Origin of the sequence: Yersinia sp. IP36721 (assembly GCF_003634395.1) — a bacterium.
Taxonomy (GTDB): Bacteria; Pseudomonadota; Gammaproteobacteria; order Enterobacterales; family Enterobacteriaceae; genus Yersinia; species Yersinia entomophaga.
Genome location: NZ_QCZL01000003.1, coordinates 40,283 through 62,312 on the forward strand (window position 1 = coordinate 40,283; position 22,030 = coordinate 62,312).

Sequence of the window (22,030 nt, forward strand, 5' to 3'; positions counted from 1 at the left end):
AAACAAACAGGGGGCGGAATGAAAGCACTTACTACCAGACAGCAACAGGTCTACGACTTGGTTCGCGATCACATCTCGCAAACGGGCATGCCACCGACACGTGCCGAGATCGCGCAGCGTCTGGGGTTCCGTTCGCCTAATGCCGCAGAAGAGCATCTAAAGGCGTTGGCGCGTAAAGGGGTGATTGAGATCGTCTCCGGCGCTTCTCGTGGTATTCGCCTATTAATGGAAGACGAAGAAGGCCTGCCGCTGATTGGCCGGGTTGCTGCGGGCGAACCGCTGTTAGCGCAGCAGCATATTGAAGGTCACTATAAAGTTGATCCTTCGCTGTTTAAGCCTAATGCTGATTTTCTGCTGCGGGTAAACGGTATGTCTATGAGAGATATCGGTATTCTGGACGGTGATTTGCTTGCGGTTCATAAAACTCAGGATGTGCGCAATGGGCAGGTTGTGGTGGCGCGTATTGATGATGAAGTTACTGTTAAGCGTCTGAAAAAACAAGGTAATATTGTTCAGTTGCTTCCTGAAAACAGTGAATTTCAGCCCATCGTCGTCGATCTGCGCGAGCAAACATTTACTATCGAAGGTTTAGCCGTTGGCGTTATCCGCAATGGCGACTGGATTTAACGAACCACGTATTCCTACCTGCGGTAGTTAGCGTTAATAGCAATTGATTTTATCCCTTAAATAAAGCCCCTTCATTGGGGTTTTATTATGTGTGCTACGACTCAAATAATCCTGTATCTCATCAGAAATGAAGGCATATATATTGGTTAATCACTCACATGACAGTGTTTTAGTAATATTGAGAACTATCCGATAATAACGAGTTACTTGCTGATTTAAATACAGAATAATATGAGGTTTTCTTAGCCTGCCTACTATTTCATTACTATTCCATAGTACTAATTTAGCCATCGGCAGAATGCTCTGCTATAGTTATTTCACGGTAAGAATAAGACAACGATTCAATTTAAGATTGTCTTATTAATTTACTGGTAATTATATTAGCCTATATATTAATAGGAATTAAATAAACTGAGCTAACAAAAGTTAACGGAGATATTATGAATAAAGATCAAGCCGACGGTAACTGGAAGCAGTTTAAAGGGAAAATTAAAGAGAAATGGGGCAAGCTGACGGATGATGACCTGAAGGTGATAGAAGGGAAACGCGAACAGCTAGTAGGTAAAATTCAGGAAAAATACGGTTATCAGAAGGAAGCTGCGGAAAAAGAAGTGAAAGTTTGGGAAGATCATACCAAATATCGCTGGTAACCTGCGTTGGTATTAATATATGAATACAAAACTTACCTCCCTCCACGGTGTTATTAAATGTGTCGATATTTTATAAATAGAGTTATTTATTAAAATATAATTTAATATCATCAAGTTTACATGTTTTATATTAAGATGTTGCAAGCACAAGGATGTGCTGACACTGCCAGTGTTGGTTATAATTAATGTCAATCAATACAATGTTAATTAATACAGTGAGTCATGACGACAAACCATTTTTTATTTTATTTCTGCCGCCGTATGGCGACAGAAATGATTTCTGCACCAGGGGTTACTTTTCCAAGGTTACTTTCTTTTTGCCACTAGACTATGGTCGTGATCGCAATGTTCATGGCTATCACAGGCTTCGACTTCGCCGCACGTGGCGCAAAGGCCGTGAGCCTCTACCACGCTGTGACGCAGCGCAAAACCTGATTGTTTCGCCAGCAAAGCTAAGGCTTCTTCAATACCAACGGTGGTTTTTTCCGTTACCAAACCGCAGCGATCGCAAATAAACAGCGCTGAGGTGTGCAGCGGCTCCTCAAAATGATGGCACAGCACATAGCTGTTTGCCGACTCAACTTTGTGTATAAATCCTTGTTCTAAAAGAAAATCCAAAGCGCGATAGACGGTTGGCGGCTTAGCCTGAGGCTCGGAAACCCGCAATAAATCCAGCAGATCATAAGCGCTGATTGCGCCCGGTTGCTGTGCCATCAGACGCAAAACTTCCAAACGTTGCGGAGTCAGCCGTACATTTCGTTGTTTACACAGGCTTTCGGCCTGAGCAAGCAGCTTTTCTTGGTTGATTGAAGTCATGATAATCGTCCCGCAACATTATTATTTGTGCAATTTTAACATATCTCCGCGTGATCGCCGATAGGCGCCGTGAGTTACCTCTATCCGCGTCACATTTCCGCATAGATCAATAGGTTAAGTCGTAAGATTATTGCGCTGGAATGCGTCCTTAGGTTCTATGGTATAATCCCGCATTCCAGCCCACTGATGATTTGCTATGCAACCAAAACAGCGGGAATTGACGTAATAACAACCGATGAAACTCACCGCACATGCACGAAAATCAGACTGTATCTAACGCCCAAACTGGTCATTCAGGCTACCCATTACAACGTTTCTCCGTCGCGCCGATGCTCGATTGGACGGATCGTCACTGCCGCTATTTCCACCGTTTGCTGACCAAACAGGCGCTGCTTTACACGGAAATGGTCACCACTGGTGCCATTATCCACGGCAAGGCTGATTATCTGGCTTACAGTGAGCAAGATCATCCGGTAGCGCTACAATTGGGCGGCAGCGATCCGCAGGCGTTAGCCCACTGCGCGAAACTAGCGGAACAGCGTGGTTATAACGAAATTAATCTGAATGTTGGTTGCCCTTCCGATCGGGTGCAAAACGGTCGCTTTGGTGCCTGTTTGATGGGGGAAGCGGAGCTGGTTGCCGATTGTGTTAAAGCGATGCGCGATGTGGTTTCCATACCGGTAACGGTTAAAACCCGAATCGGCATTGACGATCAGGACAGCTACGAGTTTTTGTGTGATTTCGTGCAGAAAGTCTCAGAGCAGGGCGGTTGCGATATGTTTACTATTCATGCGCGTAAAGCCTGGCTATCCGGTTTGAGTCCGAAGGAAAATCGTGAAGTGCCACCTCTGGATTATCCGCGAGTTTATCAGCTAAAGCGTGATTTCCCCGAGTTGACCATCGCCATCAACGGCGGCGTGAAAACCTTGGATGAAGCGAAAGAACACCTCAAATATCTCGATGGCGTGATGATTGGCCGCGAGGCATATCAAAATCCGAGTATTTTGACGCAGGTAGACCGCGAACTCTTCGATCCACAGGCGGCGATTACGGATAGTGTAGCGGCGGTAGAGGCTCTCTATCCCTACATTGAGCAAGAATTAGCGCGTGGGGCTTATTTAGGCCATATCACCCGACATATTCTGGGCATCTTCCAGGGCATTCCCGGTGCGCGTCAGTGGCGCCGCCATTTAAGCGAGAATGCTCATAAGCCTGGCGCCGATGTTTCCGTGGTAGAGAAAGCCCTATCGTTAGTGAAACAGCCTCAACATAATTCACTATAAGTTAGTCAAAATGACCAAGCCCGTTATGTTCTTTAGCGGGCTACAATTGTTCATCTCTATTTAATTCAGTCAATTAGCCCTTATCTATAAGCTGGCACGCTTCTTGTAATACCCAATCAGCATTATCCAATATTTTGGATGATAACAATTATTGAGGAGCCAACCATGTTAGAGATTTTCTTTGTTATCGGTTTTTTCATCATGCTGATGGTGACCGGTATTTCCCTGCTGGGCATTTTAGGTGCTTTGCTGGTTGCGGCTGCTTTTATGATGGTCGGTGGGTTATTTGTGATGATGATTAAGTTATTACCGTGGCTGATTTTAGCCGTTGCGATTGTATGGATCTGGCGCGCTATGCAGAATCCGACTATTCGTCGCTACTAATATAATTGATGGAATATCGATCGGCTTCTGTCGGCTAAATGGCAGAAAGAACAAAATGTTAAGATAAGTTTTTCTTGTGTAAACCACATGAAATAAATGCAACTGAAGAAAAGTTGAACAGAGGTTTTGCGGTTGTGATCACAGCTTGAAACATTTATCCGCTAATTTGCGGTTAAAGCGTTTTTTTTGCCTGAACTGGCTGCTAGGATGCGAATCGATAGTTTCTTGTATCAATATTTTCATCTTCGCCGGGAATAACAATAGTGGCATAAGCCGCACTCTTTTCCGTCGGAATACACTGCTGTACCCCTACACTGTATCAATGCGTTATAAAAAAGGGTTCCTTTGCGGGAACCCTTTTTTACTGGCTGAAATCAGGATAATTGCCGAAAATAAACGTCAGTTAATCGTTAGTTTCCAGGAATGAGAAGGCTGGAGCCGGTGGTTTTCCTGCCTTCCAGCATCAGGTGCGCCCGTTGGGCTTGACTCAGTGGAAACTTCTGCTCTGGTGCTACATCGACGTTAATCGCGCCGCAGGCAATCAGTGAGAATAGCTCGCTGCTGGCCTGCTCAAGTTCCTGCCGATTGGTAACATACCAATTTAGCGATGGCCGAGTAACATAAAGTCCGCCTTTCTGGTTGAGAATACCTAAATCCACGCCGGTAACCGGGCCGGAAGCGTTACCGAAACTTACGAGTAAGCCGCGCTTTTGCAGGCTGCTGAGTGAATCAATCCAAGTGCTTTTTCCGACGGAATCATAAACAACCTTTACTTTTTCCCCTTGAGTCAGCTCGATAACCCGTTGCGAGATATTTTCTTTAGCGTAGTTTATTGTGGCCCAGGCTCCTGCCGCTTTTGCCAACTCGGCTTTTTCGTCAGAGCCTACGGTTCCAATCAGTCTGGCTCCCAGCGCTTTTGCCCATTGGCAGGCAATCAGCCCGACGCCACCGGCGGCAGCGTGAAACAGGAAGGTTTCTCCTGGTTTGATTTCGTAGGTTTGACGTAGCAAATATTGCACCGTCAACCCTTTCAGAAATGAGGCCGCTGCTTGCTCAAAAGAAATGTTATCTGGCAACAGAGCGATCTTTTCGGCTGGAACATTATGAATTTCACTGTAAGCACCAAGGGCTGATTGTGCATACACCACGCGATCACCTACTTTTAAAGTGCTCACCGCCGAACCGACCTTTTTGATAACTCCCGCCCCTTCGGTTCCCAAGCTGCTTGGAAGCTGGGCTGGCGGGTATAAACCGCTGCGGATGTAGGTATCAATATAGTTAATGCCGATGGCTTTATTTTCCACCTGCACCTCATGTTCTTCCGGATCCTTTGGCGTAAAATCAATATATTGCAACACATCGGGACCGCCGGTTGTGGAAAACTGAATACGCTTGGCCATGTGAAATCCTCATAATGGAAGTCATTTAACCCTACAGCTAAGATGTTGGCGGTTCCACCTTTATAACCATGAGGCTAATACCGATATGCGATAGCTAATTCAACGGGTATATAATTACTCGCTGCCTATCATCGCGTATACTGGGTCGTTATATTTTCTATTCTCAACCGGGTAAAGAACACTCTTCATGGCAGGAAAAAAACCAACCAACAATACGACAGAGCCACGAGACCGCCAGATGGAAGGGCTGAAACTCCCGCCTCATTCGCTGGAGGCAGAGCAGTCCGTGTTGGGCGGTTTGATGCTGGATAACGAACGCTGGGACAACGTTTCCGAACGAGTTACCAGCAACGATTTCTTCAGTCGCCCTCATCGCCGGATCTTTACTGAAATGCAACGCTTGCTGGAAATGAGCAAGCCGATCGACTTGATCACTCTTTCCGAATCATTGGAACAGAAAGGGGATCTGGAGTCCGTCGGCGGTTTTGCTTATCTGGCCGAGTTGTCAAAAAATACGCCAAGTGCGGCGAACATCGGCGCTTATGCCGATATTGTTCGTGAACGTGCAGTAGTACGCGAAATGATTTCGGTCGCAAACGAGATCGCTGATGCCGGTTACGATCCTCAAGGGCGTACCAGTGAAGATCTACTGGATCTGGCCGAATCCAAGGTATTCCAGATTGCGGAAAACCGCGTCAATAAAGATGAAGGTCCGAAAAGTATCGACCGGATTCTGGAAGATACCGTTGCGCGTATTGAGCAACTTTATCAGCGCCCGCATGATGGCGTGACCGGCGTTTCTACCGGCTATCAGGATTTGGATAAGAAAACCGCGGGTTTACAGAAATCAGATTTGATCATCGTGGCGGCGCGTCCGTCGATGGGTAAAACCACTTTCGCCATGAACCTTTGCGAAAACGCGGCAATGATGCAGGACAAACCGGTGCTTATCTTCAGTCTGGAGATGCCCGGAAACCAGATTATGATGCGTATGCTCGCGTCCCTGTCTCGCGTCGATCAAACCCGCATTCGTACCGGTCAGTTGGATGATGAGGATTGGGCGCGTATTTCCAGCACCATGGGTATTCTGCTGGAAAAACGCAATATGTATATTGATGACTCTTCGGGCCTGACGCCGACGGAAGTGCGCTCGCGAGCGCGGCGAATTTACCGTGAAAACGGTGGCCTGAGCATGATTATGATCGACTACCTGCAATTGATGCGGGTACCTGCGCTTTCTGATAACCGTACTTTGGAAATTGCGGAAATTTCTCGCTCCCTCAAGGCGTTGGCGAAAGAACTACAGGTACCGGTGGTGGCGCTTTCTCAGCTTAACCGAAGCCTGGAGCAGCGTGCCGATAAGCGGCCGGTGAACTCCGACTTACGTGAATCTGGCTCGATTGAGCAGGATGCCGACTTGATCATGTTTATTTATCGCGATGAGGTTTATCACGAAAATAGCGATATGAAGGGCATCGCAGAAATCATTTTGGGTAAACAACGTAATGGTCCGATCGGTTCGGTTCGTTTGACCTTCAACGGTCAGTGGTCGCGCTTTGATAATTATGCCGGTCCGCAATACGACGACGAATAATCCCCAGCGAATCTGGAGTTTTAAGGTAGTTAGTTAACGTTCATTTACATGAATTTCTTGCTTAATTCAGCTTATTGGGTGGTTCGTCTTCAATTGAGCTGAAGCTCCAATTTTCTTGGGTACATATTGATAATTAAGGATAGAAAATGAAAGCGGCAACCGCAGTAATCGACCGCCGCGCTCTGCGACATAACTTGCAACAGGTTCGGCGTCTGGCGCCGCAAAGCCGCCTGATTGCCGTTGTGAAAGCAAACGCTTATGGCCACGGGCTGTTAGAAACTGCGCGCACGTTACAAGATGCTGATTGTTATGGCGTCGCTCGTATCGGAGAGGCACTTATGCTGCGCTCCGGCGGGATCGTGAAACCTATCTTATTGCTGGAAGGTTTCTTTTCCGCTGAGGATTTACCGGTATTAGTGGTCAATCATATCGAAACGGCCATCCACAGCGTTGAGCAATTGGAAGCATTAGAACAGGCAGATTTACCTTATCCGATTAATGTCTGGATGAAACTGGATACCGGAATGCATCGTCTGGGTGTGCGTCCGGAGGAGGCCGAAGCGTTTTATCAGCGCCTGAGCGCTTGCTCGAATGTGGTTCAGCCGGTGAATATTATGAGCCACTTTAGCCGCGCAGATGAACCGGAAGTCTCGGCAACAACACTGCAAATTCAGTGCATTGATGAGTTTGCCACTGGGAAACCGGGTAAACAGTCAATTGCTGCGTCCGGCGGAATCTTGCTGTGGCCGGAATCCCATCGCGATTGGGTTCGCCCAGGCATTATATTGTATGGTGTTTCCCCGATGGAGCAGAAAACCGGAGCCGATTTTGGTCTGCAACCGGTGATGACGCTGAAATCCAGTCTGATTGCGGTACGCGAGCATAAAACCGGTGAACCGGTTGGCTACGGTGGAACCTGGATCAGCCCGCGGGATACGCGTTTAGGCGTAGTGGCGATGGGCTACGGCGATGGCTATCCGCGAAGCGCGCCGTCCGGCACGCCGGTGTGGGTGAATGGTCGCGAAGTGCCGCTCGTTGGACGAGTTTCTATGGATATGATTTCTGTCGATCTCGGCCCGGATTCTAGGGATAAAGTGGGTGATGAAGTGGAGCTATGGGGAGCGGATTTGCCAGTGGAAAAAGTGGCTATCGCTACCGGTATCAGTGCTTATGAATTGATTACCAAACTAACGTCTCGCGTATCAATGGAATATATCGGCGAATAGTTTCACCGAGCATGATTTAGCAAGTCATCTGAAGGCGCGGCATAGCGATATGTGCGCCTTTTTCGTTTTAGTCAGAGCCGAATACCTCACTGATTATTATTTTCTCATTCCTGAGTTTTTTAGAGAGAGAATCCTAATAATTACATTATAAAACATGAGGTAAAGTTATTTATTACTTTCAGTAAACGCTTTTATTCCTGAGTAGCCTGGCAGGGTAAGTTAGTGCTATTTTGGTTGCACCTAATTAAGGAGAGTAATGCCGTGTTCCAGAATGTAGATGCCTATGCAGGTGATCCCATCCTTTCGCTGATGGAAAGTTTTAAAGCCGATACCAGAGAGCATAAAGTTAACCTGAGTATTGGGCTTTATTACGATGCTCAGGGTGTGATCCCGCAATTGCAGGCGGTAGCCACAGCGGAAGCGCAAATGAGCGCTCAGCCACAGGCTGCGTCGGTCTATTTACCGATGGAAGGTTTGCAGGCTTATCGTTCTGCTATTCAGCATTTGCTGTTTGGGCAAGATCACCCGATGCTGGAACAAAGTCGTATAGCCACTATTCAAACCGTAGGGGGGTCTGGCGCGTTGAATGTAGGGGCTGATTTCCTGTACCACTACTTCCCGGATTCTCAAGTGTGGGTCAGCGATCCAACCTGGGAAAATCATATTGCCATTTTCAGCGGTGCGGGTTTTAAGGTGAACACCTATCCGTACTTTGATAATGAAAAGTTAGCCGTTAATTTCGAGGCAATGTCGGCCACTTTGCAGCAGTTACCGGCAAGAAGCATTGTGCTGTTACATCCGTGCTGCCATAACCCGACCGGCTCGGATCTGACTAACGATCAGTGGGATCAGATCATCAGGATCGCCAAAGAACGGGAATTGATCCCATTCCTCGATATTGCTTATCAAGGTTTTGGTGCTGGTCTGAATGAAGATGCCTATGCCATTCGCCAGATGGCCGCGGAAGGTTTGCCGTGTTTAGTCAGCAACTCTTTTTCTAAAATTTTCTCAATGTACGGCGAGCGTGTTGGCGGCTTATCCGTGGTATGTGAAAGCGAAGAAGCCGCAGGCCGCGTGTTGGGGCAGCTCAAAGCTACTGTTCGCCGCAACTATTCCAGCCCACCGAACTTTGGTGCGCAGGTTGTGGCTAAGGTCTTGAATGACGAAGAATTAAGCAGCCAGTGGCGCAATGAAGTCGAGCAAATGCGCACCCGTATTCTGGAAATGCGTAACACTCTGGTCGCGGCACTGAAAGTAGCGCTGCCGCAGCGTAACTTCGATTATTTGCTGACTCAACGCGGCATGTTTAGCTATACCGGTTTTACTGAACAGCAGGTGGATCGTCTGCGAGAAGAATTCGGTGTTTACCTGATCGCGAGTGGCCGTGTGTGCATGGCTGGGGTTAATCACCAAAATGTTCAGCAGGTAGCCGCTGCGTTTGCCGCCGTGCAGTAAATCCGTTTTGTTTAAATACTCAACAGATGGCGAGTGAATTTTCGCTGATCTGATTGTGTTGGGTACCTAAGGGCGATAGAGATATCGCCCTTTTCTATTGAGGAACAGAAGGTGATGGCCTATTCCTGATGCGTGGGTTGTGGTGGGATGATTAAAGAATATACTGATAGTAGGTGTCATCATTAATGCCAGGAATGTCAGCTCTATCTATCGATCACAGTAAATCTCACGGCATTACTGCATGATCAGAAAACCGGATAGCGAAAATCTAACGCTCTCTGGCTACTATTCTGAGGAAATCCGTCTTTGGAATAGTCGGTTTTTATGGCTGAATGCGGCCAGATAACAGGAGATAAGCGAATGAATAATTCGACATTACTCGAATACTGTCTGTCTAAACCGGGAGCGGAACAAAGCGATCATGAAGAGTGGCAGGCGAATCAGATTAAGGTTGGCGATGTGATGTTTGCCATGGTTAGCGAGGTACGGGGGCGTCCTGCTATTTCATTGAAAAGTAGTCCGGAATTAGCAGAACAACTGCGTGGAAAGCATCCGGAGATCGTGCCGAGTGATCACTTGAATAAAGCGCACTGGAACACGGTGTTTCTGGATGGAAAGCTGCCAAATTCTCAATTCTATGCGTTGATTGATGGCTCTTATCAATTGGTATTACAAGGTTTATCGGAACAGATTCGGCAAGAATTACGCGCTTGATCTTAGAGAGTCAGCAGAGCGGGAGGCGATGAGCTCGCCCCCCGATAGCACGTTTTATTGCGCTTTTATTTACGCGTCAAAAGTGGCTTCAGGAAACGCGCGGTATGAGAAGCTTCGCACTCAGCAACGGTTTCCGGTGTACCTGATACTAAAATCTCACCGCCGCCGCTGCCCCCTTCCGGGCCGAGATCCACAATCCAGTCTGCGGTTTTAATCACGTCCAGATTATGCTCAATTACCACGATGGTATTGCCCTGATCGCGCAGCTGGTGTAATACCGCCAACAATTGCTGAATATCGGCAAAATGCAGGCCGGTAGTCGGTTCATCAAGAATATACAGGGTTTGCCCTGTGCCACGTTTGGATAGCTCGCGCGACAGTTTCACGCGCTGCGCTTCACCGCCGGACAGCGTCGTCGCTGATTGCCCCAGACAAATATAGGATAGCCCAACGTCAATAAGGGTTTGCAGCTTACGCGCCAGCGCAGGTACCGCATCAAAGAATTCCCGCGCTTCTTCGATGGTCATTTCCAATACTTCGTGAATGTTTTTGCCTTTGTATTTCACTTCCAGCGTTTCACGGTTATAGCGTTTACCTTTGCACTGATCGCAAGGGACGTAAATATCTGGCAGGAAGTGCATTTCCACCTTAATTACGCCATCGCCCTGGCAGGCTTCGCAGCGCCCACCTTTCACGTTAAAGCTGAAACGGCCTGGGTTATAGCCGCGGGTGCGAGATTCAGGAACCCCGGCGAATAATTCGCGCACAGGCGTAAAGATACCGGTATAGGTTGCCGGGTTGGAACGTGGAGTCCGGCCAATAGGACTTTGATCGATATCTATGACTTTATCGAAATGTTCCAAACCCTGAATATCACGGTATGGTGCTGGTTCGGTAATGGTAGCGCCGTTTAATTGACGCTGTGCAATGGAATACAAAGTGTCGTTAATCAGCGTTGATTTGCCCGAACCGGATACGCCGGTAATACAGCTAAACAGGCCAACCGGCAGAGTTAAGGTCACGTCTTTCAGGTTGTTGCCGGTAGCGCCGATTAGCTTCAACACCTTACTCGGATCGCCGAGAACACGCTGCGCTGGAACCGCAATTTCCCGCTTTCCGCTAAGGAACTGGCCGGTTAAGGATTCTGGAGCCGCCATAATGTCATCGACGGTTCCTTCTGCCACCACTTGCCCACCGTGAACGCCAGCGCCTGGGCCGATATCAATCACATGATCTGCGGCGCGAATCGCATCTTCGTCATGCTCTACCACAATGACGGTATTGCCCAGATTGCGCAGGTGAATCAATGTTTCCAGCAGGCGCTCGTTGTCCCGCTGATGCAAGCCGATGGACGGCTCATCCAGCACATACATGACCCCGACTAAACCGGCTCCAATCTGGCTAGCTAGGCGAATTCGCTGGGCTTCGCCGCCGGATAGCGTATCGGCGGAACGCGATAAGGAAAGGTAGTTCAGACCGACGTTGACCAAAAACTTCAGCCGGTCGCCGATCTCTTTCAGGACTTTTTCCGCAATTTGGGCGCGTTGGCCGCTTAGTTTCATATTCTGGAAGAAGGTCAGAGCGTGGCCGATGCTTAATTCGGAAATTTCCGGCAGCGTGGTGTTTTCCACAAACACATAGCGCGCTTCTCTACGTAAGCGAGTACCGTGGCAAGAAGCACAGGAGCGGTTGCTGATAAATTTCGCCAGTTCTTCCCGAACTGCGCTGGATTCCGTTTCTTTATAACGGCGTTCCATGTTGTGTAACACGCCTTCAAACGGATGACGGCGTACCGTGGTATCGCCACGATCGTTCATGTATTTGAATTCGATGCTTTCTTTGCCGGAGCCGTACAGCACTGCTTTTTGCGTTTCCGCGCTCAGGGAATTGAACGGGGCTTCAATATCAAATTTATAGTGCTCTGCCAGTGAACGCAGCATCTGGAAATAATAGAAATTGCGGCGATCCCAACCGCGAATTGCACCACCAGCCAGCGAGAGCTCAGGGTTTTGTAGCACGCGATCCGGATCGAAGAATTGTTGTACGCCTAAGCCATCACAGGTCGGGCAAGCACCGGCCGGGTTGTTAAAAGAGAACAGGCGCGGTTCCAGCTCGCTCATGCTGTAGCCACAGATTGGGCAGGCAAAATTGGCGGAGAACAGCAGTTCTTCGGCGTTTGCATCGTCCATATCGGCCACGATCGCGGTGCCGCCGGATAGCTCTAGCGCCGTTTCAAAGGATTCTGCCAGACGCTGAGCCAGATCTTCCCGCACTTTAAAACGATCCACGACCACTTCAATGGTGTGCTTTTTCTGTAGTTCCAGCTTCGGCGGATCGGAAAGATCGCAAACCTCGCCGTCGATGCGCGCGCGGATATAGCCTTGTGTCGCCAGGTTTTCCAGCGTTTTGGTGTGTTCGCCTTTGCGATCCTGCACCACCGGAGCCAGTAACATCAGACGACGACCTTCCGGCTGTGCCAGCACGTTATCAACCATTTGGCTGACGGTCTGTGCCGCCAGCGGAACATCATGATCCGGACAGCGCGGCTCCCCAACACGAGCGAACAGCAGGCGCAGGTAATCGTGAATTTCGGTAATGGTTCCGACAGTGGAACGCGGGTTATGAGACGTAGATTTTTGTTCGATAGAAATGGCCGGAGACAGACCTTCGATATGGTCAACGTCCGGTTTTTCCATCAATGACAGAAACTGGCGCGCATAGGCGGAAAGAGACTCAACGTAACGGCGCTGGCCTTCGGCATATAAGGTATCAAACGCCAGTGAAGACTTACCAGAGCCAGACAGGCCGGTGACAACAATCAGTTTGTCGCGCGGGATAATCAGGTTGATATTCTTGAGATTATGGGTGCGAGCGCCCCGAACTTCGATATTATCCATACAAACATTTCCCGGATTAAACTGAGCCTCTCACCGTGTCCTTTATTGCGCAGCCTAATGTAAAAAATGCACTTTGCAACGCCAGAAAAAGGACACGGCCAGTACGAAACGGATAATTATGACACAAAAAAACCTGAATGAATATCCAGTATATGGCTGCAATTCAGGCTGATTGTTTTGCTAAACTGGAATGTGTCCCGCAGTAACGATCGGCAGTGCCGTTTAGGCTCTAGCGTGTTAAACTTACTCGTTTATACTGTACAAATTTACTTCATCAGGAGAGTTCACATGGCCAGCAGAGGCGTAAACAAAGTGATTTTGGTCGGGAATTTGGGCCAAGACCCGGAAGTCCGTTACATGCCGAACGGTGGGGCAGTTGCCAACATCACACTGGCCACCTCCGAAAGCTGGCGTGACAAGCAAACCGGCGAGCAGAAAGAGAAAACCGAGTGGCATCGCGTAGTGCTGTTCGGCAAGCTGGCAGAAGTGGCTGGTGAATATCTGCGTAAAGGTTCACAGGTTTATATCGAAGGCGCACTGCAAACTCGCAAATGGCAGGATCAAAGCGGCCAGGAACGTTACACCACGGAAGTGGTTGTTAACGTTGGCGGCACCATGCAAATGCTGGGTGGTCGTCAAGGCGGCGGTGCTCCTGCTGGCGGCGCGCAGGGTGGTTCCAACGATGGCGCACAGGGCGGTTGGGGTCAGCCTCAGCAACCTCAGGGTGGCAATCAGTTCAGCGGCGGCCAGGCTCCACGTCAGGCGCAGTCTGCTCCAGCGCCACAGCAGCAGGGCGGCAACGAGCCACCAATGGATTTTGATGACGATATCCCGTTCTGATCCTCGGGTTCTTATCGGCGTCATCTAAAGACAGATAAAACATCAAAGCCCAGCGTAATCGCTGGGTTTTTTCGTTTCTGGCAGTTGCAATCGGATACGGGCTTTGACTGAAATGCCGCAATACGCTTTCACTTTTTTTAGAGTCTTGGTTTTGGCGCTAGAGGTTACGGGCAGATTACAGGCGTACCGGGGAGATGAATTGGCCTTCAAAGACTAATTCATCCTCTTTTTGAGAAACCGGCAATTATTTCTCTTTTTTGGCGGTTTGGAGATGACGGATCAAATCATCAATGCAGTTATTGGCAAGCATTTCTACGGCTTCGCTACGGGTGGATTCGATCAATCGGGACAGTTTATCTATTTTACGTAAGATAGATCCTTTGAGCGAAAGCGACACCGCTCGCTTTTTATCCTTATCAAGAAACACTCGACTAACCACCTCGTTGTTTTTTGACTCCGCGTGGGCGGTTAGTACTTTGGCCATACTACGTAAGGCTTTTTTATCCAGATTCCCGGGGCTAACCAGCTGATAAGAATGAGTGGCTTTGCTGTACTTTATTTCAGCTGAATAGGATTCACGCAGTTCTTTTAGCGCGCGGGTCAGCGTAGGCTCTGAACAATCAAGGGACGAAATAATTCGAATGGCAGAGACTGGTTTTCCCGAACCCAGAATATTTGCCAGTGTGAAGATTCGAGCCTGTTTTGTGCTGAGTTGCATAGTTAGTTACCGCCTGCATTCATGGTCAAGAATTCTATTGCCGGGAAGATAAAGACGGTGGACATCTTCCTGATAACCAGATGGTTTCCCGTTATCTTGCTGATGCATTTGGTTAATCCTGAGATGTTCACCGCTTCAAAGAGTAGTGCATAAATGACGACTCCGGCCAGCCTCAACAGATAATCCTGTTTCGAGCCAAGATGGTTTCCCCTGTTTTTTTGTGCCACAGGAGGCCAACCAACTCGGTATTTTCGATCTTTGCGGCGTGTATAATATCAGGAAGATCCTAAATTTAAGATAAATCAGTATGCTGTTCCCTTCAGCTGTTCTGAGTCACGGTCATGAGACGTACGCCGTCTTGCCCCGGTTCCGCACTAATACCATAAACCTGAGCGCGAGCGAGGATACCGGAGGCCCAGCGACGGTGGGTTGCGGGTTCACACATTGATCCCTGAGATTTAAATACGGCCTGGGTTGAGTTCAGGATACGTAATGCATCGGCATAATCCGTGGGTGATACCATTAAGGCCTGTTCTATCTTACTGATTTGATTAGGATGAATGGCTGTTTTCCCAACCAGACCGTGAGCCATATCAAGAGCCAGCTCTTTATTCATCACCTGATGGTCATCAATGTGTTCGCAGACCGGCGCTGTTAGGGCAAAATCCCGCGAGGAAAAAACGGCCACCAGCATCTTAATCACATAACCCATAGGGCCGTCGTACAAAGTGAAATCACGCGTTCGTCGCAAAGAAATCACATTCATCAGATCGTTGCCCCCAATACGCAAAGCAATAATACGCTGATGGCAAGGATGAGCTTGTAGCTCACTGGCAAGCTGGCGCATTTGAACGACGTCGAAAACCTCTTCGGTTTCGAGCGTGGGCATCATGCATAAATGGCTATCTCGTATGATTGCCCACCACTCGGGCAATGACGCCAAAGTGAATTTAGGCAATACCAACCCATCGATCGGGCTGAGATCCAGACTTTCCGTTAGCCATTGCCCCATTTCAATATGCCTTGGGCGAATGAAAACCAGCGGCCAATGGCTATTGCCATCAGTAGCCTTGGCCTGAGCGAGAACCGCTAGCAGCTCACGTAAATTGATTAAAGCCGTGGGAATATCAGCTTCGTTTACCGCATCTTCCAGACAGATAACCAGCGAGCGTAACCCACTAATTTTGTTATGTAAGATGGCCTCGGCAATGTCTGTGCGGGTAGCAGGCATATACAATGTCGCGCCCAAATGCCAAGGGGAGAGCCGTTTGTTCATCAGAGTACCTTTTTAATGATTGTGACTGCGCGGTATTGACCAATCTCGTCACCGACTTCGGTAATGGTTATTCCTTTCTCGCGGGCGAGATAAACCAGCAAAGCGACATCAGGGTCATTGACGGAGCGCACCAGAACATGATCAGGCACACGACGTAATACAGCGCGCGTGGCTTCGGCAATGCCGGGCTTAATACGGTTGACGCTGGAAATCTGATATTTTTCTGCCAGCGCACTGATAACTTGTGCGCTGCGCTGCTTTAGATAGGTTTTTTGCTGAGAATCCCAATCGCTGGCGGGGATGGCGGCAAGATCTAAGGTCTGGCGAGATGCCGCTACGGTATCCACCAGCTTACGGCTACATTCATATTGGCTGAGGTGATCGCATTGAACGCAGCCGTGCAGCCCTTCTGCCGACCAGATCGAGCGAGAGATTAAGCCGGAAACCGGTGCGCCCATGATGCCGAAAGGAATCAACCAATCGTCGTCGCTGGCGGCAAGCCACGAACATCCGCAGGGATCGGCCAGCACCACTAAACGAGGCTGTTCTGGATAGCCTGGCCGATCTTTTAGCGAACGCACTAACTCGCCGGTAATCGCTCCTTTCCCCGTCCAACCATCAATAAAAACAATGCCTTCGGTACCGTGGCGAGCTTCAATCCAATCTAACGCAACGGTATCAATACCGCGGTCGCGGATAATACTAATGCCGTAATGATGAGATTCCTTTCCCATTGCCCGCAGCGTTTGGTGGAGCATAACGCCCAGAGGGACACCTGCCCGCACCAGGCTGGTTAATACAATCGGCGTATCGCCGAAACGTTGAATCAAGGCCTTAGCCAGCATCACCACTTCTTTGGCAAGACGATCTGCGCCGTTATCGAGAGCGCGGGTGAATAAATCTAAGTGCCAAGAGGTTGGCTCCGGTTCCTGACTCAGCATTTCCGAATAGTGGCGTGCGCCAGACTGAATCAACCGTTCTTTTTGTTCCACCGGTGTCATTTCGATTTCGACCGGTTTCAGCAGGAAATGAACGTCTTCCGGTAGATAGGAACCGGAAAAAGGGATGAAATCATGCATATTATTTTTCTCCAAAGATTTTGCTGGCGATGCTTTCAGCAAACTGGCTCTGGCGAGGCAATCCATACCAGGTGCAGAGTTTCATGAAACGGTGGTCACTCAGGCTGTCACCGAGCCCGATAACCGGAAATACGCCCCGTTCCTCCCGCAGTTTGTTCAGTAAATAAGTGACCGCCAACCCTTTCTCTACCGGCTCCGGTAGCCAGGCAATATTGTTGCTGTTGCGGTGAATATAGAAACCGTCGGTTGAGAAAATCTGTTCAATTTCATCGCCAATCGCGTTTAGCTCATCCAGTTTGGTGCTGTCCCGATGCTTCATCACCAGATAGATCGGCGTATGGTTATATTCGTAATTGAGCCGCGCCCAGCCGTTGATATTTCTGGCTTCCATGAGTTCGGTCATTTGACGCTGCATAGTGACTAGCTTTTCTGCGTAAGGCTGTAAAGCCGCCAGCATCTGCGTTTTCCAGCCTTCGTCCGGCTGGCCTTGAGGATCGAGAATCACGGCACCATGAGTGGTCACGGCCCATGAACGAAACGGAATAGTGACCCGAGCGATTTCCTCGGTTCCTCGCGCGGTGACGGGAATCAGCTCGGCATGCTCTAGCATCCAATCCACCAGCATGGTCTGTTCTTCCGTCATAAAACTGCGCGGTTCCAGGCTGCGATCCAAGGCACCGGTGCGGTAAGGCTGCAAATCCAGCTCATTCACCATCTTGCGGCGCGTTTGAAACAGGGTGTCATCCAGATCGGAAAAAATAACCGGCTTATTCATAGGAAATAACCTCAACGGAGGGAGCCACTTTTTTCAGCGCCTCCAGCAGTGCGGGATCGACGCTTTCTGTCGGCGTTTCGATACATAGCAAGATTCGGTCAAAACGCTGATGAGCCACGTTATAGACAAAGTTAGGGATGCCTAATCCGTAATTATCGGTGAAGGCAATGGCCGATTCGATCGCGAAGCTGGTGGCAATCGGTGAGCGGGTCGTTGAACTGTATTTGACCTCTGCTCCCTGTTTTTCCAGCCGCTCCGCCAGTAAGAAGGGTTCCCAGACAAATTCGCTGCTTCCCAATACCAATAGCTTTTCTCCTTCCGTCGTCTGAATGGATAGCCCAAGATCATTCTCAGGCTCATTCATTCCGATCCGTCCCCAGCTTTGTTTACCGGTTATCGGGACGTTGCCGGAAGCGGTGATATTCACAGAAGGCATGATTGGCACAGGTGCGTCAGGATTTTTCTCCCAGTGCCAGTTTCCCTGCGCCAAGGAAACGGTTTGCACCGGCAGCGGGCAGCGTTCCGCGATGGAACTACCGCTCCAATCGGTCAGTGTGACCGCAATCACCTGCTGAATATGGTGTAGACCCGCAGTCTCTCTTAATGCCGCGAGCAGGTTAATAAAGGTATTTCCGGTGGTGGCTTCATCGTCGATTAAAACCACGGTTTTGGCTTGTAATACCCGGCGGCGCAGCTCGGCGTCTTGCGGCAGGTAAATCAAATGATCGGTGGCGTGGCTATGGTTCTCTTTGAATTCACACAGTAACTCGCCCTCTACCGGATGCCGGGTTGAGGTGAGATAGACCGGCTCGGCCACACGGTGTCGAATTTCATCAAACACTCCGGCTCCTAGGCCAACGGCGGTTTCAGCCATGCCAATAAACAGCACCGGCCCTGTCGTCAGGGAGGGAATTTGTTCCCCTAACTGACGGTAAACCGAACGCATTACCGTCGGCGAAACCGGTATATGTCTGCCAAGCACTTTGCTGACAAAAAGAAATGCCCGTTTAGGATTACGCCTTTCTGCTATTTCGAACAGGTCGTCGAAGGTGGTGATGCCTCCGGTTGGCGTCACACTCAGAGTGCCGCAGGAAAGCTCTCTGCGGTATATCTGAAGGCCAGAGTGATTATTCATGGTGACTATTCCTGCGGGAGTAGGTTGGTCAAGGTTGGGCTATAACGCACAACGTCGGTAATGGATCGAACTATAGCGGGGGTGAATGCGCTACGGACTTCGTCCATCACTTCTTGCTGGCTCATTAATCCCAGTTGGCGCAGGGCAAACAAACCCGGCAGGTTGACGCCGCTGAATCGCGTGTAGCCGATGCCGCCGGAAGGGCGCATATTGATTTCAAGTAACTCGGGTTTGCCGCTGTCATTGTGGCGGGTTTGGACGTTGACCAGTCCGTCAGCCTGCATGGCCTCGGCACAGGCTCTCCCCAGCTCGTAAGCTTCCCCTGCGTTTTCCAGAGACTGAAGAGCACCTTCTTTACGACGAGCCACCGCCGCCAGCACTTTTCCTCGCTCAACCAACATATCAACGGAGTACTCCGGGCCAGGCAGATAGGGCATCAACACCAGCGGTTCAAAACTATCCGATTCTTCGAGGGCGCGAAGATACAAGTGCGGATTCACCCTGCGGTTTTCCGGATGCGTAAACGCCGCCATAGCCGAAACCTTGTCATCGAAGCGCCAGAATCCCATGCCATAAATCCCTTTTACCGGTTTTACGCACAAAGGTTTTAAACCAAAGGGAGAGTGGGTGATGAAATGGAATAATTCGGACAGTGATTCCACGCGAATAGAAGGCACGACCGGCAGGTTTTGCTGCTCCATAAACTGGGCAAAACTCACTTTGTCATCCGCCAGTTCAAGCCGCGCCACGCTATGGGCTCCGGTAGTGAGTTTTACGCCGGAACATTCAATTTCGTTGCGATGGGATTCGAACCATAGGGAATTGCGCCCGGTATGGATGGCCTGAATATCAAGTCTTTTAACCAGTGAGAGAATAAAAGAAAGGCGCTGTTCTTCTTCTTTTGGCTCCAGTACTGCCAAGTCCGCCTGCGACAGAATTTCATTACGTTCATTACGGTGGGAAGCAATAACGAAAATGTCCGTATCTTTATTTTTAGCGAAAGTATTAATGCCCTGAATAATATCCCGTTGGGAGGACAAACCTTCCATAAGCCAAATTTTATGTGCCATTGATATCTATTTCCACGCAGGGCCGACAGGCGAATTAAATAGCCGAGAGTCTATGGACGTTATTTTTGTATGTCAATCATATTATGACTTATATTTTTTGTGTTTATAATGTAAAGATATGAAAAGATTTTAGATGGCAAAAAAGCTTATTCCGCTAAGGATATAAAAATAAAATATCTTATATATCATTCAAATAAATGATTTGTTAACGATAATGACTAAAAATTAACTTGTTCAAGAACTTCATCATGATATGATTTTTGGATTCACGACTTTAATGTAAAAAATGTGGTTATTTTTCATATCCTGTTGAAGGAATATAAAATATGGTTTCATTAAGCAAAAACCAGACGGTCTCACTGAGTAAACAATCTTCTTCTCTTAGCCAACTTCAATTTGGTTTAGGCTGGGATCCAATTAAGAAAAAAGGGTTATTAGGCAGCCTTTTTGGCGGAAATAATTCCATTGATCTTGATGCGGGTTGTGTATTAATGGATAAATCCGGTAATACCATCGATACTATCTGGTTCCGTAAATTAGAGTCGTCTTGCGGCTCCGTTGTTCATACCGGCGACAATCTGACTGGTGAAGGCGACGGCGATGACGAAGTGATTCGCGTGGATTTGAACCGCTTACCACATCAGGTTGAATACCTCGCGTTCACCGTTAACAGCTTTCGCGGCCAGACGTTTAATGACGTAGATAACGCATTCTGCCGCGTCGTGGATCGGGGAAATAATAAAGAAATGGCTCGTTACCAGCTAACCGACCAGGGGGCTCATACCGGTATTGTTATTGCGTCACTGCGCCGTAACAACGGGCAATGGGACTTTACCGCTCATGGTCACGCCTGCCGCGGTCGGACTATTGACGATATGCATTCGGATATTGTTGCTACCGTGGTGCGCTAATGAATATGACTCCAGGGGGCAATGCCCCCGTACCTTCTAAGTCATTGACGGTAAGAGTGTTATCCGGCGCACCCGTCGATGCCTCTGCATTTCGGCTGTTTGCCAACGGAAAAGTGCAGGGTGACGCCGATATGGTGTTTTACGGTCAGCCTGTTAATAACGACAACACCGTTAGTTTGGTTGCTCAAGGCAACGACACTCTGTTTACCGTGGATGTCACGCGATTGCGTTCAGACGTTGAGAAAGTGGCGTTTACGGTGACCTGCGATGGCAATCAGACCGTTTCTGGTCTGCAACGTTTGTCGGTGCAGGTTGAGGATGGAAACGACGTGCTGATCTGCGGCAACGTAGAACTGACTGGCCGTCAGGAAGCCGCTTTGATTCTGGGCGAACTGTATCGCCGTAACGGCGAATGGAAATTCCGCTTCATCGCGCAGGGCTTCAACGGCGGTCTTAAGCCATTGGCTGAGCATTTTGGCGTCGATATTGCGGATACTCCTGCACCTGCACCTGCACCTGCGCCGATTCCGGCTCCAGCACCCACGCCCGCTCCGGCTAAGATCAACCTGAGCAAAGTTTCCCTCACCAAAGATAAACCGGCGATAAGCCTCGCGAAGCGTGACAACTTTGGCGAAATCCGCATTAACCTGAACTGGCATCGCGGCAGCTCTTCCTCCGGCCTGCGCAGCATGTTTAGCGCGAAGAAAGGTGTCGATCTGGATTTAGGTGCTTTCGTCGAGTTGGATGATGGCCATAAGTCGGTGGTTCAGGCTTTGGGGAACGGCTTTGGTTCGTACCATCAGGAACCTTTCGTGCAATTGCAGGGCGACGATCGTACCGGGGATGTATCAGAGGGCGAATGGCTGCATATCAACGGTCGGGAATGGAAGAATATTCGTCAGGTATTGGTTTTCGCCTTTATCTACGAAGGTGTCGCGAGCTGGGATAATACCGACGGCGTCGTCACTATCCATATTCCAGATCAACCGCCGATAGAAACGCGTATGACCGAGGGGCAAAACAGCCGCAACATGTGTGCCATTGCCCGGTTGGTCAACGAGCAGGGAACGATCAAAGTTGAACGTATCAACCAGTTCTTTAAAGACCACAGCGATATGGATAAAGCGCTTGGCTGGGGATTCCGTTGGAAAGCGGGTTCAAAGTAATTTCAGACAATAAT

The 22,030-nt window shown here is 49.1% G+C and carries 20 protein-coding genes; 11 read left to right on the plus strand and 9 right to left on the minus strand.

The genetic code is table 11. The features are described from left to right. Nucleotides 1-18 precede the first annotated feature (18 nt). On the plus strand, nt 19-627 hold the full coding sequence (gene lexA / locus DBA33_RS03885; protein ID WP_049598050.1) for a transcriptional repressor LexA: 609 nt from the start codon (nt 19-21) through the stop codon (nt 625-627). Between the two features lie 440 nt (nt 628-1,067). Next, a complete protein-coding gene (locus DBA33_RS03890) occupies nt 1,068-1,277 on the plus strand; it encodes a CsbD family protein (RefSeq protein WP_120805622.1) in 210 nt (69 codons plus the stop codon). Between the two features lie 306 nt (nt 1,278-1,583). Here the strand turns inward: DBA33_RS03890 and zur are convergent, their stop codons facing one another. Beyond that, nucleotides 1,584-2,093 (minus strand): zinc uptake transcriptional repressor Zur, encoded by a 510-nt coding sequence (zur, locus tag DBA33_RS03895; RefSeq protein WP_064515506.1) that lies wholly within the window; start codon nt 2,091-2,093, stop codon nt 1,584-1,586. 251 nt (nt 2,094-2,344) lie between these two features. Here zur and dusA point away from each other — a divergent pair, with 251 nt between their 5' ends. Further along, complete coding sequence (gene dusA, locus DBA33_RS03900; protein ID WP_064515504.1) at nt 2,345-3,376, plus strand: tRNA dihydrouridine(20/20a) synthase DusA; 1,032 nt, start codon at nt 2,345-2,347, stop codon at nt 3,374-3,376. A 165-nt stretch (nt 3,377-3,541) separates the two neighbouring features. Then, nucleotides 3,542-3,760: an envelope stress response protein PspG gene (pspG, locus tag DBA33_RS03905; protein WP_064515502.1), complete on the plus strand. Its 219-nt coding sequence runs from the start codon at nt 3,542-3,544 to the stop codon at nt 3,758-3,760. A 410-nt stretch (nt 3,761-4,170) separates the two neighbouring features. Here the strand turns inward: pspG and DBA33_RS03910 are convergent, their stop codons facing one another. After that, nucleotides 4,171-5,160, minus strand: a complete 990-nt coding sequence (locus tag DBA33_RS03910; protein WP_064515500.1) for a quinone oxidoreductase — start codon at nt 5,158-5,160, stop codon at nt 4,171-4,173. Between the two features lie 187 nt (nt 5,161-5,347). On the opposite strand from DBA33_RS03910, the gene dnaB reads away from it, so the two are divergent. The 4 genes from dnaB (at nt 5,348) to DBA33_RS03930 (ending at nt 10,149) form a co-directional block, all read left to right on the plus strand. Beyond that, the gene (gene dnaB / locus DBA33_RS03915; RefSeq protein ID WP_049598040.1) at nt 5,348-6,754 is read left to right on the plus strand and encodes a replicative DNA helicase; all 1,407 of its coding nucleotides are present in this window, start codon (nt 5,348-5,350) and stop codon (nt 6,752-6,754) included. Between the two features lie 146 nt (nt 6,755-6,900). Further along, nucleotides 6,901-7,980 (plus strand): alanine racemase, encoded by a 1,080-nt coding sequence (gene alr, locus DBA33_RS03920; protein WP_064515499.1) that lies wholly within the window; start codon nt 6,901-6,903, stop codon nt 7,978-7,980. A gap of 261 nt (nt 7,981-8,241) precedes the next feature. Continuing rightward, nucleotides 8,242-9,435 carry an amino acid aminotransferase gene (locus DBA33_RS03925; RefSeq protein WP_064515497.1) on the plus strand — a complete coding sequence of 398 codons (1,194 nt, stop codon included), beginning with the start codon at nt 8,242-8,244 and terminating at the stop codon, nt 9,433-9,435. 360 nt (nt 9,436-9,795) lie between these two features. Continuing rightward, nucleotides 9,796-10,149, plus strand: coding sequence for an MmcQ/YjbR family DNA-binding protein (locus DBA33_RS03930; RefSeq protein WP_120805624.1), 354 nt, complete (start codon nt 9,796-9,798; stop codon nt 10,147-10,149). A 65-nt stretch (nt 10,150-10,214) separates the two neighbouring features. Here the strand turns inward: DBA33_RS03930 and uvrA are convergent, their stop codons facing one another. Beyond that, nucleotides 10,215-13,046 (minus strand): excinuclease ABC subunit UvrA, encoded by a 2,832-nt coding sequence (gene uvrA, locus DBA33_RS03935; RefSeq protein ID WP_120805626.1) that lies wholly within the window; start codon nt 13,044-13,046, stop codon nt 10,215-10,217. A 288-nt stretch (nt 13,047-13,334) separates the two neighbouring features. Between uvrA and ssb1 the strand changes: the two genes are divergently transcribed. Beyond that, the gene (gene ssb1, locus DBA33_RS03940) at nt 13,335-13,886 is read left to right on the plus strand and encodes a single-stranded DNA-binding protein SSB1 (RefSeq protein ID WP_049598032.1); all 552 of its coding nucleotides are present in this window, start codon (nt 13,335-13,337) and stop codon (nt 13,884-13,886) included. Nucleotides 13,887-14,130: 244 nt separating this feature from the next. Here ssb1 and DBA33_RS03945 read toward each other — a convergent pair whose 3' ends face one another. The 6 genes from DBA33_RS03945 to DBA33_RS03975 all read right to left on the minus strand — a co-directional run bounded on the left by DBA33_RS03945 (nt 14,131) and on the right by DBA33_RS03975 (nt 19,939). Further along, nucleotides 14,131-14,604: a hypothetical protein gene (locus DBA33_RS03945; protein ID WP_064515492.1), complete on the minus strand. Its 474-nt coding sequence runs from the start codon at nt 14,602-14,604 to the stop codon at nt 14,131-14,133. 319 nt (nt 14,605-14,923) lie between these two features. Then, entirely contained in the window at nt 14,924-15,880 is a 957-nt protein-coding gene (locus DBA33_RS03955) for an HpcH/HpaI aldolase/citrate lyase family protein (protein ID WP_064515488.1), read from the minus strand. Beyond that, nucleotides 15,880-16,959: a cysteine protease StiP family protein gene (locus DBA33_RS03960; protein WP_120805628.1), complete on the minus strand. Its 1,080-nt coding sequence runs from the start codon at nt 16,957-16,959 to the stop codon at nt 15,880-15,882. Before DBA33_RS03960 ends, DBA33_RS03955 begins: the two co-directional genes overlap by 1 nt. 1 nt (nt 16,960) lies before the next feature. Continuing rightward, a complete protein-coding gene (locus DBA33_RS03965) occupies nt 16,961-17,734 on the minus strand; it encodes a hypothetical protein (RefSeq protein WP_064515484.1) in 774 nt (257 codons plus the stop codon). Then, a complete protein-coding gene (locus DBA33_RS03970) occupies nt 17,727-18,869 on the minus strand; it encodes a phosphoribosyltransferase domain-containing protein (RefSeq protein WP_120805630.1) in 1,143 nt (380 codons plus the stop codon). Before DBA33_RS03970 ends, DBA33_RS03965 begins: the two co-directional genes overlap by 8 nt. 5 nt (nt 18,870-18,874) lie before the next feature. Further along, nucleotides 18,875-19,939, minus strand: coding sequence for an ATP-grasp domain-containing protein (locus DBA33_RS03975; RefSeq protein ID WP_120805632.1), 1,065 nt, complete (start codon nt 19,937-19,939; stop codon nt 18,875-18,877). A gap of 326 nt (nt 19,940-20,265) precedes the next feature. Between DBA33_RS03975 and DBA33_RS03980 the strand changes: the two genes are divergently transcribed. After that, nucleotides 20,266-20,850, plus strand: a complete 585-nt coding sequence (locus tag DBA33_RS03980; protein ID WP_064515478.1) for a TerD family protein — start codon at nt 20,266-20,268, stop codon at nt 20,848-20,850. Further along, on the plus strand, nt 20,850-22,016 hold the full coding sequence (locus DBA33_RS03985; RefSeq protein ID WP_120805634.1) for a TerD family protein: 1,167 nt from the start codon (nt 20,850-20,852) through the stop codon (nt 22,014-22,016). Before DBA33_RS03980 ends, DBA33_RS03985 begins: the two co-directional genes overlap by 1 nt. Nucleotides 22,017-22,030: the final 14 nt, after the last annotated feature.